The sequence below is a fragment of the Salmonella sp. SAL-020 genome, assembly GCF_017372215.1.
GTDB lineage: Bacteria > Pseudomonadota > Gammaproteobacteria > Enterobacterales > Enterobacteriaceae > Salmonella > Salmonella enterica.
In genome coordinates this window covers 252331-265450 of record NZ_CP071690.1, presented here as the reverse complement: position 1 = coordinate 265450, position 13120 = coordinate 252331, and the positions used below count along the sequence as shown (strand labels likewise).

The 13120-nt window shown below is 52.1% G+C and carries 10 protein-coding genes; 5 read left to right on the top strand and 5 right to left on the bottom strand.

Going from position 1 to position 13120, the window contains the following annotated elements; genetic code table 11:
- Window positions 1–978 (bottom strand): 6-phosphofructose-aspartate deglycase, encoded by a 978-nt coding sequence (gene fraB / locus J1G48_RS01200; protein ID WP_012539922.1) that lies wholly within the window; start codon window positions 976–978, stop codon window positions 1–3.
- A 175-nt stretch (window positions 979–1153) separates the two neighbouring features.
- Window positions 1154–1873, bottom strand: coding sequence for a GntR family transcriptional regulator (locus J1G48_RS01195; RefSeq protein ID WP_000572566.1), 720 nt, complete (start codon window positions 1871–1873; stop codon window positions 1154–1156).
- A 325-nt stretch (window positions 1874–2198) separates the two neighbouring features.
- On the opposite strand from J1G48_RS01195, the gene J1G48_RS01190 reads away from it, so the two are divergent.
- Entirely contained in the window at window positions 2199–3848 is a 1650-nt protein-coding gene (locus tag J1G48_RS01190; RefSeq protein ID WP_000934257.1) for an alpha,alpha-trehalase, read from the top strand.
- Between the two features lie 12 nt (window positions 3849–3860).
- Here J1G48_RS01190 and J1G48_RS01185 read toward each other — a convergent pair whose 3' ends face one another.
- On the bottom strand, window positions 3861–5450 hold the full coding sequence (locus J1G48_RS01185; RefSeq protein ID WP_000184996.1) for an STY4199 family HEPN domain-containing protein: 1590 nt from the start codon (window positions 5448–5450) through the stop codon (window positions 3861–3863).
- Window positions 5451–5730: 280 nt separating this feature from the next.
- Between J1G48_RS01185 and J1G48_RS01180 the strand changes: the two genes are divergently transcribed.
- A complete protein-coding gene (locus J1G48_RS01180) occupies window positions 5731–6087 on the top strand; it encodes a lysozyme (protein WP_001120249.1) in 357 nt (118 codons plus the stop codon).
- Between the two features lie 5 nt (window positions 6088–6092).
- Here the strand turns inward: J1G48_RS01180 and J1G48_RS01175 are convergent, their stop codons facing one another.
- Complete coding sequence (locus tag J1G48_RS01175) at window positions 6093–6695, bottom strand: response regulator transcription factor (RefSeq protein ID WP_001196089.1); 603 nt, start codon at window positions 6693–6695, stop codon at window positions 6093–6095.
- Between the two features lie 630 nt (window positions 6696–7325).
- Here J1G48_RS01175 and J1G48_RS01170 point away from each other — a divergent pair.
- The 3 genes from J1G48_RS01170 (at window position 7326) to J1G48_RS01160 (ending at window position 10999) form a co-directional block, all read left to right on the top strand.
- On the top strand, window positions 7326–8225 hold the full coding sequence (locus J1G48_RS01170; protein ID WP_000358044.1) for a LysR family transcriptional regulator: 900 nt from the start codon (window positions 7326–7328) through the stop codon (window positions 8223–8225).
- 72 nt (window positions 8226–8297) lie between these two features.
- The gene (gene yhjD, locus J1G48_RS01165; protein WP_000191231.1) at window positions 8298–9326 is read left to right on the top strand and encodes an inner membrane protein YhjD; all 1029 of its coding nucleotides are present in this window, start codon (window positions 8298–8300) and stop codon (window positions 9324–9326) included.
- A 350-nt stretch (window positions 9327–9676) separates the two neighbouring features.
- Window positions 9677–10999: an MFS transporter gene (locus tag J1G48_RS01160; protein ID WP_001148981.1), complete on the top strand. Its 1323-nt coding sequence runs from the start codon at window positions 9677–9679 to the stop codon at window positions 10997–10999.
- Between the two features lie 39 nt (window positions 11000–11038).
- Here the strand turns inward: J1G48_RS01160 and J1G48_RS01155 are convergent, their stop codons facing one another.
- Window positions 11039–13099: an AsmA family protein gene (locus tag J1G48_RS01155; protein WP_000158685.1), complete on the bottom strand. Its 2061-nt coding sequence runs from the start codon at window positions 13097–13099 to the stop codon at window positions 11039–11041.
- Window positions 13100–13120: the final 21 nt, after the last annotated feature.

The window sequence follows — 13120 nt, the reverse complement described above, 5'->3', positions numbered from 1 at the left end:
TTAATATTCCACTTTCCACATATAGCGGCGCGTCGTTAACGGATGCTGACGCGCCTCAGCTAACGCCCGATTGTAAACGGGATAAACGTTATTAAAGAGAGAGTGGTTAAAGTAATCAATAACCGTGGTTTTAATGGTCGATAGCCCCAGTTCTTTCGCATCGACAACTTCAATCCGGCGGCCATATTTTTTCAGGAAGTTTAACGCGCGTTCATCCACCGCCCGCGTATTGCCCTCGGAAAACTGGAATAAGAAAGGCGTATTCGCATCGGTAATTTCAAACGGCCCGTGGAAAAACTCACCGCTATGAATACAGGCGGAATGTATCCATTGCATTTCCATAAAGATACAGATGCTCTGTAGGTAGGCTGCGCCATAGCCCGCGCCACTGGCGACGGTGTAAATGACTTTATCGTCTTTATATTCCTGCGCGAACGCCTGCGCACGCTCCGCTACCTGCTCGCAAGCGCGCCAGACGATACGGTTGATTTTGCTGACGCCATCCTGAAAATCGTCGTAGTGCGCATACCCTTCCGTCTGCTGGAGCAGTTCGACCGCACTCAGCAGGCCTTTCATCGTTTTCTCTCCGGCAATATCTTTACCGTCGCCAAACGTGTACGTTTCCACATAGTCGCAATGCGCCACCAACGGTGAATCCATTACCCAGGTTAAACCAATGACCGGCGCGCCGTGCTGACGGGCGATTTCAGCCGCTTTAATTGTCTCTGGCGTATTACCTTTGTGGGAGGCGACAACCACAACGGCATTTTCTCCCAGCGCTACCGGCGGGTTGTTAATAAATTCTCCGCTGTTATACAGACCGACAGTCAACGCTTTCGCTTCTTTTTCTAAAAATGCTTTCGCCGGATAGAACGCCGCATAAGAACCGCCGCACGCCACATAATAGACGTGTTTAATGCCTCCTTTCTCTGCCTGGCTGGTCACAATATTGCTAACTGTCTCTTTCATACCCATCATGCTTTCCTCTGGTTCCATCAATGATACAGGCGAGGATTCGCCATAAATGACTCATAATGTATTATTATTTTTATATGACATTTAAAGACATTTGATCAAGATGGAAACCAAAAAAAATCGGGATCCGCGATCTGGATCCCGATTCAGCCTGCTCTTCGTTAGCGTAATGCTGACATCATACGGTAAACCGTATTTTATCGCCGACAATCAACTGTTGCGAAACGCAGGAGAGTTCTCCTTTGTTATCAATCATTTCACTTTTTATCAGGATCAGCGGATAACCCTCGTTGACGCCAAGATAATGGGCGACTTCAAAGCTGGCATAAACCAGTTCGATCATCTTACGGGAGTGGGTAAACCATAAATGGTATTTCTCGCGTAAGCATTCATACAAAGAGTGATTATTAAGATCTTCGTCCAGCAAAAACGCAAAACGTGGGGGAAGATGTACGGTTTCCAGCGATACCGCCACATCGTCGGCATAGCGGATACGTTCAATGACGACCGCTTTTTCGCCATCGTTCATATTCAGTAACGCTTTTGTCTCATCGTCTACCGATTCAAAAACGGATTTGATGGTGCGTGACCCCGGGCGACGTCCCTGGGACTGGCATAACTCGCTGAAACTCATGATGCCGGTCATGCTACGCTGAAATTTCTCACCAGAGACAAAGGTGCCTTTGCCGGAGACACGGGTCAGCAAATTTTCACGCGTCAGCGCATCCAACGCCTTACGGACCGTGACCCTGCTCACCTGCCAGCGCGCGCTCAGTTCATTTTCCGTCGGGATCTGCTGGCCTGGTTTATACTCTCCACGCGCAATGGCCTCTTTTAAGGCGGCTTCAAGCTGCTTATAAAGCGGTTTGGCGCTTTTACTGTCGGGTTGCTCGATCATTTGTATCCATTTGTATTATCATGGTGCCATAGCTTGTATTATAACTATTTACGTTACCTTTGCTTGTGAATCCACGCCATGCGGTGACGTAGTGATACCGCTATGAAACGAATGTTCTGATTTTAGGTCTGGGGCGGGCGTCATGAAAATAGGATTTTCGCAATACTATTCAGTAAGTTATGAAGTGTTTTTCTTGAGAGACAAATTGCAAAATGTGATCTATCGCACACTTTGCCACTCAGGTATCGAAGCGAATGTCTACGCTTAATAGACAGCCGGGCAACACCCGTATCTTTTACGACGCAAGCCGGAGGTCCTTGTCATTATGCTCAACCAGAAATTAAACCCCACGCCTTCTGAAGATCTGACTATTGATGTCGATCTGCTTTATGAAACAGACCCGTGCGAGTTAAAGCTGGATGAAATGATCGAGGCGGAACCGGAGCCGGAGATGATCGAGGGGCTTCCCGCCTCTGACGCCCTGACCCCTGCCGATCGGTATCTCGAACTGTTCGAGCATGTACAGTCAACAAAACTGTTTCCAGACAGTAAAACGTTCCCGGACTGCGCGCCGAAGATGGACCCGCTTGATATCCTGATCCGCTACCGTAAGGTCAGACGCCACCGTGATTTTGATTTACGCCGCTTCGTCGAGAACCATTTCTGGCTACCGGAAACCTTATCCAGCGAGTATGTCTCTAACCCCGAAAACTCGCTCAAAGAACATATTGACCAGCTTTGGCCGATACTGACGCGCGAACCGCAGGATCATATTCCGTGGTCTTCGCTGCTGGCGCTGCCGCAATCCTATATCGTGCCGGGAGGCCGCTTTAGCGAAACCTATTATTGGGACTCTTATTTTACCATGCTGGGTCTGGCGGAAAGCGGGCGCGAAGACTTACTTAAATGTATGGCGGATAATTTCGCCTGGATGATTGAAAACTATGGCCATATTCCCAACGGCAACCGGACCTATTATCTGAGCCGCTCGCAGCCGCCGGTTTTCGCCCTGATGGTTGAACTGTTCGAAGAAGATGGCGTACGCGGCGCGCGGCGTTATCTCGACCATCTCAAAATGGAATACGCCTTCTGGATGGACGGCGCCGAATCGCTGGCGCTCAACCAGGCTTATCGCCACGTTGTGCGGATGCCGGACGGCTCCCTGCTGAACCGCTACTGGGACGATCGCGACACGCCGCGCGACGAGTCCTGGCTGGAAGATGTCGAAACCGCAAAACACTCCGGTCGTCCGCCCAATGAAGTCTACCGGGATTTGCGCGCCGGGGCGGCGTCCGGCTGGGACTATTCTTCACGCTGGCTACGCGATGCGGGCCGGCTTGCCAGCATACGTACGACCCAGTTTATCCCTATCGATTTGAACGCTTTTCTGTATAAACTGGAGAGCGCTATCGCCAATATTTCAGCGCTGAAAGGCGAACGTGACACCGAGGCGCTATTTCGCCAGAAAGCCAGCGATCGACGCGCCGCCGTGAACCATTATTTGTGGGATGATGAAAACGGCTGTTATCGGGACTATGACTGGCGACGCGAAGAAATGGCGCTCTTTTCCGCCGCCAGTATCGTGCCGCTGTATGTCGGTATGGCGAACCATGAGCAGGCCGACCGCCTGGCAAATGTGGTACGTAGCCGTCTGTTAACGCCCGGCGGGATTATGGCGACCGAATACGAAACCGGCGAACAGTGGGATAAACCGAACGGCTGGGCACCGCTGCAATGGATGGCGATCCAGGGCTTCAAACGGTATGGCGACGATATGCTGGGCGATGAAATCGCCCATAACTGGTTAAAAACAGTGAACCATTTTTATCAGGAGCACCACAAACTGATCGAGAAATACCATATTTCCGGCGGTACGCCCCGCGAAGGCGGCGGGGGCGAGTATCCGCTACAGGATGGGTTCGGCTGGACCAATGGCGTGGTGCGCCGCCTGATTGGCCTTTACGGAGAGCCTTAACCTGCTCCGACCTCAGTGAATCGCATCATAAATGGCTGACTGAATTTTCAGCCATTTTTTATTGTCTGCGCTGGGCCGGGCCTGAGCGCGCAGTCGGGCCTGCTCCGTATCGTGCTGCTGGCGCGTCACAACAGCCGGAACGGTACAAAACGTTTGCAAATAGGTTTTATGCATCGCGGTCAGCGGCGCGCCGCTCGACATGTCATGACTTAACGTTGTGATAAATCGTCGGCAGGGTTTGACCTCATCCATCAGCGCGGGATAACGCAACAACAGTTGCAGCACCTCGGTATGTCCTGCCGCAAACGCCTGCTCCGTCCACGCGAGCTGCCAGTTCATTCCGCCCTGGAGGAACAGCGCCGTCACCCGCGTATCATTGCGCTCTATCGCCGCCCGCATGGTAAACGCATCCCAGGTAATCCCCATATGATTGAGCGTTTCCCGCGCGGAAGGCGCCTCGCGCGGCGGTTCATCCTGCGCCATTGCGGGAGCTTGCCCGTTATCGGAGCCTGGCGACGACGAACTAAATAGCCAGAACGCGCCCGCCAGTATCGCCAGCGTCATGACGCCAACCGCGCCCCACAAAGCGCCGGAAATAAGTTGCTCACGCTCTTCAGGCGTACGCGGAGGCCGCTTACGCGGTGGTTCTATGCTCTCGCTAATCTCATGCTTATCTCCCCCGGCCTGCCGATCTTTAAGCCGCGCGGTTTCCCAGAACTGGCGCAATTCACGTTCATCCGCCAGCAGAAACGAAGCGGGATTCACGCGGGTACGTTTTTCGGCATAGGCGCGCTGGATGGGCCGAACGATTTGCTGATACTGAACGTTTAGCAGCATAAGCTGCGCTGAGGTAAGCGGCTGCCTGGCGATAACCTCGTTTCGCGCGAGGCGACAATCATCCAGAAACATACGCAGAGTGGTGCGCGACTCGGCGAACAGCGTTAACGCTGAGGCGTCATTAAAAATTCTGACGTAATGACGGGCAAACAATTTTTTATCAACCACCATAAGCGCCAGTTCGCTGAACAACATGCCCTCCAGCGCATGTTGATCTTCTCCCTGTTTTAACCACTGGCGCAAACGGTCCGGGCCGAAATGTTGCTTGAGGTAGTGATTCAGGGACGCCCGATCCGGCCATGCGCGCGCAATAAGCGCTTTTAACGTCAGTTCTATCGCCCGAAGCTGACGCTGCGCCTCAAGATGCGCCTCCTGGTCGGGTTCTTCCAGCTCAGTTTGATACGTCAGTAGCGGCTGCTGCTGACGTAGATGTTCCAGCGAGGTGACAAAACGCAACGCGGCAAGGAGTTGATTTTCGCTCACCTCTTGCCCGCTGTCATACTGGGGAACATGCTGCTGAAGGTGACGCAGTTGCAGCATAAACTGGCTCAACTGCGCGTCATTTATCCGCAATTTTTTCGCCACCGCGCCCCAACCGCCCAGGTTAAGACGCGCCTGCTCAAGTTGTTCCATGAACCACCGGGGCTCTTTTCCCTCGGTGGTATGAATACCCAGCAGCAGCAGGATTTCTATTGATGCCTGGCGGATAATCCCCAGGCTATGTTCAAAAGGCGCGTGTGTCGCCTGCGAAGCGCTATTCGTCATTATCTTCCCTAAAAAGACGATCCCGCGACGAGATCTTCGTTTTCTTTTAATTATGTTTTTTCATAGATATAACAGATTTAGCCACATTTCAGTGACTTAATCTTAATGATTGCAAATTTATAAGAAGATCGGTTACTAACCAAAAACATCAGTTTTTCATTCTGTCAACGCGGCGTGACGCTGAACGGCATAGACCTTTTCCCTGCCTGCGTTTGGCCGTCTGACCGCTAGCCACGCATGCAGCACACTTTATAATCGCGCTTTTTATGAGAAAGATGCCATGCCGCACATTTCATCTCGCTTTAGCTCCGCCTGCATCGCGTTTATTAAACAGTGGCAGGGTCTGTCGCTGGAAAAGTATCGCGATCGGCAGGGTAACTGGGTGATTGGTTACGGGCATATGTTGACGCCGGATGAGACGCTGACGTTCATTACGCCCGACCAGGCGGAGGCATTCTTGCTGGATGACCTCAATAGCTGCGATATACTGCTACAGAATTGTTTGCCGGAACTTAACGATCGGTTTCAACGCGAAACGCTTATTGCGCTGATGTTCAGCATCGGACATCAGCGTTTTTTATCATTAATCAATACGGGTGATATTTCACAGCCAGAAATAAGCGGACTGCGAATTTAACGTCGTTAATTCGATTCATTTAACATCATGGCGGCCTGGGTACGATTTTTTACATCCAGCCGCCGGTAAAGCGACTCCAGATGCGCTTTAACCGTCCCGGTACTAATATTTAACGCCCGCCCAATTTGTTTATTTGATTCTCCTGCGGCAAGCATCTGCAAAATTTCCCGCTGGCGGGCGCTTAACGCTTTTATATCACGGGACTCCAGCTCCGTTGAATTTAACCAATCCCCCGGTAAAAACATCATCCCGCGAGCGACAGCATTGAGCGCAAGGACAAAGGTTTCGGCATCAGAATCGCGTGGCACCACGGCCTGAACGTTAAATTGCATGACTTCATGCAGCCACTTTTGACTGCCATCCATCGCCGTGATAATAATCTTCACCTCCGGAAATTGCTGCACGGTTCTTTGTAACACCTCGCGGCAAAATTCAGCATCCAGGCCGCTATCCAGCATGACCAGCGCATCCGGCGCGCTTTCTATTTTTTGCCAGAGTTCTTCTGCCTGACCGACACTCTGGATACTTATTCCTGGAATGTGCTGCTGCAAACTGATTTTCATTCCATGAATAAATATTGACTGCCTGTCAAACATGATTACCTGCATTACTTTTCTCCACCTGGGTAAGATAATAGTCTCAAGATGAGGAAGGGTATTACCCGTAGGGTAAAATAAGAAGTCGCCATTTGGTATAGGCCATTTTACCGATAGTCATTGGTTGAGGAAGGGAAAGGTTATGAATATTTACAGCTTCAACATCGGGATTACAGAATTCGCTAAAATTAGCCTTTTAAAGTAAGGAATATCTTATTAGCGCGAACAGCCAAGGCTAATTTGAATATTAATTTAATGAAGAGTACGCCTGGCGCGTCACAAAGGAAATATCTGCTTTTCACCTGATGTGTTACAAAAAATAAAGTAGCACATTTTGTTAAAAAATAGCCAATCCGCCTGAAAACCGCGACGATGGGTCAATGACAATACCGTATATGTACATGCATTTCTCTCTCCCACTACACCCGCGGCTATCAGCGTGTTTTACCGCTCTCGTCCCGTTTATCGGCTTTTTGGCGCTAAAATGCCTGGCCGGAAGGCGATAAATCCGCCGCGCAACGCGATCAGACGTATTCGTCACGCGAGCAATGATTGCGAAAGGGCTTATTAGGTGCTAGAAAATCAATAAAACCAGCCGCTTCAGCGTCACTGTTTCAATAAGAACAATAATAGAGCCTGATGATGGATAAAATATATGCAATGAAATTGTTTGTACGCGTGGCGGAACGGGAAAGTTTTTCCCGCGCAGCAGAGGATATCGGCCTTCCCAAAGGCAGCGTCTCACGGCAAATACAAGCGTTAGAACATCAACTGGGCATCCGCCTGCTCCACCGCACCACCCGGCGGGTACAACTTACTCAGGACGGAATGGTTTACTACGAACGGGCAAAAGATCTGTTGAGTAACCTGGATGAACTGGAGGGTCTTTTCCAGCCTGATCCCGCCAGTATCAGTGGCAAAATACGGGTAGATATACCGCCATGTCTCGCAAACAGCCTCATCATGCCGCGCCTGCCCACTTTTTTGCATCAGTATCCCGGCATTGCGCTGGAACTTTGTAGTAGCGATCGACAGGTCGATTTACTACGGGAAGATTTCGACTGCGTGGTGCGCACAGAGCCGCTACATGCGCCAGGGATACTGACGCGCCCGCTTGGCAAACTGAGAAGAGTGAACTGCGCCAGCCCACAATACCTGGCGCGCTTTGGGTATCCAGAAAACCTTGACGATCTCGCCTCACATGCGGTGGTGCATTATTCATTGACCCCGGGAGTTTCTTCACCGGGTTTTGCCTTTGAAACTCCCCACGGTATGCAGTGGGTAAAAACCGGCGGAATGCTAACGGTAAACAGTACGGAGACTTGGCATACAGCCTGTCTGGCAGGATTAGGAATCATTCAGACGCCGCGCATTGCTGTACGGGAGGCGTTACGCGCCGGAACGCTCATTGAAATTTTACCGCAATATCGCGCCGCTCCACTGCCGATGACGCTGCATTATCCCCATCGCCGTAATCTTTCCCGCCGGGTACACCTGTTTATGGTATGGCTGACGGAAAGCATTAAAGAGGCCGCAGAGTAGCCGCATTTTCAGCATCCACCGGGGAGAAGCTATACTGACATATTCTATTAATGATGAAGGACTACCGACCTGATGACGCAGGAAAATGACGTAAAACGCCCTATTCAGGAACTGGAGCACGACCCGATACAAAAAATAGAAACGCAGCCGCATGACGCCCCGGAAAAAAACGAAAAGGCAAATCAGGCGTTGCATTCCGTCACCACCCTGATGCAAAAAATTCAGCGTCAACCAATGGTGGCCCACCTCATTCGCGCGACCGAACGTTTTAACGATCGACTGGGTAATCAGTTTGGCGCGGCTATCACCTACTTTTCGTTTCTGTCGATGATCCCGATAATGATGGTGTCCTTTGCCGCGGCAGGTTTTATCCTCGCCTCGCACCCTAATCTACTGGAAGATATTTTCAGCAAGATATTGATGAATGTGAGCGATCCTACGCTGGCGTCCACGCTTAAAAATACGATTAATACGGCGGTTCAACAGCGTACCACGGTAGGGCTGGTCGGACTGGGTATCGCGCTCTATTCCGGCGTTAACTGGATGGGCAACCTGCGGGAAGCGATTCGCGCCCAGTCACGGGACGTCTGGGAGCGCAAGCCGCAGGATCAGGAGAAAATCTGGCTCAAATATCTGCGCGATTTTATCTCGCTGATTGGATTATTAATCGCTTTAATCATTACGCTGTCCATTACTTCCATCGCCGGTTCCGCCCAGCAGATGATCATCTCCGCCTTGTATCTCGACAGCATCGAATGGTTAAAACCGGCCTGGCATTTGATCGGTCTGGCCATCTCTATTTTTGCCAACTATCTACTTTTTTTCTGGATTTTCTGGCGACTGCCTCGCCATCGTCCCCGTAAAAAAGCGTTGATTCGCGGGACATTTATCGCCGCTATCGGTTTTGAGGTGATTAAAATCATTATGACCTATACGCTGCCGTCACTGGTGAAATCGCCTTCCGGCGCGGCGTTTGGCTCCGTACTCGGTCTGATGGCCTTCTTCTACTTTTTTGCCCGCCTGACGTTATTCTGCGCGGCCTGGATAGCCACCGCCGAATACAAGGACGACCCGCGAATGCCGGGTAAAACGCAACGCTAGTCTGCGGCTTGCTGCCGAATGGCACGCACGGCGGCGTCATTCGGCCTACTGCTGTGTGGACCCAGGCCGGGTATGTAAAGCGTACCCGGCGGTACAATCAGGCACGTCCTTCCGCCTCATCTCATTGTTTCAGCATATAAATCCAGTAATTAACTTTTATTTAACCTGAAACCAGTTTTATCCACCAATTCTAAAATTATGTGAAGCATTTCATAGACGCAAAATGGCAGGCTTAAAAATTATCCCCTTTTTGCGCTTTTTTTGACCATCTTTGGCTTTTGTTACACATTGAAATATAACTTTTGCTGTGCGTAATATGGCTATTCGTTCGCTAAAAATAAGAAAATAGTATGCAAGCAACCGCCACAACACTCGACCATGAACAGGAACATGTTCCGGTAAACTCACGCAATAAAGTCGTTATTGCCTCGCTTATCGGCACCGCGATTGAGTTCTTCGACTTCTATATTTACGCCACCGCAGCGGTGATCGTGTTCCCCCTTATCTTCTTCCCCCAGGGCGATCCCACTGCGGCAACGCTACAATCGCTCGCCACCTTCGCTATCGCGTTTGTGGCGCGTCCGATTGGCTCTGCGCTATTCGGCCACTTCGGCGACCGGGTAGGCCGCAAAGTCACGCTGGTGGCTTCGCTGCTGACGATGGGGATCTCCACGGTCATTATCGGTCTGTTACCGGGCTACGCGACGATAGGTATTTTCGCGCCGCTGCTGCTGGCGCTGGCGCGTTTCGGTCAGGGACTGGGGCTGGGCGGCGAATGGGGCGGCGCGGCGTTATTAGCGACGGAGAATGCGCCGCCGCGCAAACGCGCGCTATATGGCTCCTTCCCGCAGTTGGGCGCGCCGATCGGCTTCTTTTTTGCCAATGGCACCTTCCTGTTGCTCTCCTGGCTGCTGACCGACGAGCAGTTTATGAGCTGGGGCTGGCGCGTGCCGTTTATCTTCTCGGCGGTGCTGGTGATTATCGGCCTGTATGTGCGCGTGTCGCTGCATGAAACGCCGGTGTTTGCGAAAGTCGCCGCAGCGAAAAAGCAGGTAAAAATACCGCTGGGCACGTTGCTGACGAAGCATGTCCGCGTAACCATTCTCGGCACGTTTATCATGCTGGCGACCTACACGCTGTTCTATATCATGACCGTCTATTCCATGACTTACAGCACTGCCGCCGCGCCGGTGGGGCTTGGCTTGCCGCGCAATGAAATACTGTGGATGCTGATGATGGCGGTGATTGGTTTCGGCGTGATGGTGCCCGTCGCCGGCCTGCTGGCGGACGCATTTGGCCGTCGGAAAAGCATGGTCATCATTACCACGCTCATCATTCTCTTCGCGTTGTTCGCCTTTACCCCGCTGCTGGGTTCAGGCAATCCAGCGCTGGTATTCGTGTTCCTGTTGTTAGGCCTGAGCCTGATGGGGCTGACCTTCGGCCCAATGGGAGCGCTGCTGCCGGAGCTATTTCCGACGGAAGTGCGCTATACCGGCGCATCGTTTTCCTACAATGTCTCATCGATTCTGGGCGCTTCCGTCGCGCCGTATATTGCCGCATGGCTGCAAAGCCACTACGGGCTGGCGGCGGTAGGGGTTTACCTGGCGTCAATGGCGGCGCTGACGCTGATTGCACTGCTGTTAACCCATGAGACGCGTCATCAGGCGTTGTAATAGGGCGCCGGATGGCGTCATCCGGCGCGACGTTTCACGTTACTGCTTCATCTGCGTTAAAATCGTCCGGCACTGATTGGCTTCGCCTTCAGAGGGCGAAATGAGCGCCAATAGCGCGGCGGCGGGCGTTACCAACGTCGCCAGCGCTGCCGCAACCGCGCCGCGCGCAATCAGCGGGCCGGGCTTGACGCCCGCCTGCGGATTTTTAAATGTCCCACGCACGTACAGCGGCGATCGTAGCGTAATAATACGAATCCCCTTACTTTCCGGATCAATGGTTAAATCGAGCTGTTCAGAGGCGAAGCTCGCCGTACCGGTCACGTTAATCAACGCATTTTCTGTATCAAAAGCAAAAATTTGCGGTCGCGCCACGCCGTTCGCAATATTGAGATTCGCCGCCGCGCAGTTAACCCGCACTTCGTCATCGCCAAAAATCTGCCCGACAATATAGTTGCCGACGTTCAGCCCCACGATTTCCATCAGGTTGCGGCTAATCAATCCATCATTCATCAATAATTTGAGATTGCCGTTACTGTTGCCAAGCAGCGCGGCGACCGAGTTGCCCGTCCCGCGAATATCCGCATCGCCGTTCAGCTCGCCCAGCGTTTTCTGCATCAGCTCCACATCCGGCATCAGTTCTTTAAGCTTCAGCCGACGCGCCTGTATATCCGCCCGCCCCTGCATTGGCTTTTTATCCCCTTCCAAATGGATGTTGGAGACAATACTGCCGCCTGCCAGACCAAACTTCAGCGGCTGTAGACGTAAGTCGGCGTTTTTCAGGATGATATGGGTCGAAAGATCGCTAATCGGTAGACTGCCGCCATGTTCAATACGTCGGCCTTTAAACCGGACATCGGCGTCCATAACGTCCCATTTGTCGGTTTCAAAGCGATCGTAAGGCAACACTTTATCCGCCGGCTGAACATTCTTCTCGCCTTTGCGCTGTTCAGACCGTTTCGACTGCTCAGCGTCTTTCCCGGAATCCACGCCAATCAGCGGCCCAAGATCGGCCAGGCGTAACTGGCGCGATTCGACATCGCCTTCCAGTTTAGGGCGCGGTTTACCGGTGGTATAAGTGAGGGAGCCGTGGATATCACTGTCGCCAATGCGCCCGTTAAAACCGCGATAATCAAATACTGATGACTTTTCGGCGTCAATTTTCGCCACCAATCGCCCATCGGTCTCAAACGGCGGCGTATCCGGCAGCAGCACGCCGGTTAAATCATATAAATCGCCCAGTGAATCGCCAGAGAATTTAAGCCGCAGATCGACGCCGCCCATTTTCATCGGTTCGTTCACCACGCCGCTAAAAGCCACCCGCGTATTACCAGAGCGGAAATCGGCCTGCACAGGAAAAGGCGTACTTTCGCTGCGTAGCGCCAGCATACCGCCTATTTTTCCCGTACCGGTCAACGGTTCCCCGTTATAACGCCCCTGCGCCTTCAGGCCGAAGACATAGTCGCCCACGGTGGATTTGTCTGCTTTGCCTTTCGTTCCCGTCACTTCGCTGAACGGCAACGGTTTGCCTAACGGATCGACCAGAATAGTGATATCCGCTTTACTGACCTTATCATCGATCGCGATTCGCCCCTGGTCGAAGAGAATATTATCCAGCCGGAAGGACCAGGCGGAAGGTTTAGCATTGGGGTCCGTATTCTTGTCTTGCGTGAGGTTAAAGGTCCAGTTATTGGTTTTCTCGGACAGACGAATAAGACGCGCGTCGGGTTTCACCAGTTTGATCCACGGCAGCCAGACGGTTTTGGTCAGGAGCGCCAGCGGGGCAAGCGTCGCCTCAACGCGTGGCAGATGCACCATCGTAACTTCCGGAATATCCGGCGGATTGCCGAGAATGACGTCTTCCGCGTGAACATGCGGCCACGGTACCCAGCTTCGCCAGCCGGTCTCCTGTTTTTGGCGTTCCCACACCACGCCTAAATCGCCGCGAATAGCGAAAGGCCGGTTCAATTCGGTAGAGACTTTCTGGTTGATGGTCGGTTTGAGGCGGTTCCAGTCAAATGTTGCGATCAACAAAATCACTATGGCGATCAACAACAAGAAAGTCCCTGTAATGGCGGCGGTTATTTTGCCTGCTTTAGTCATGTGTTATTTCCTCACTTCTTC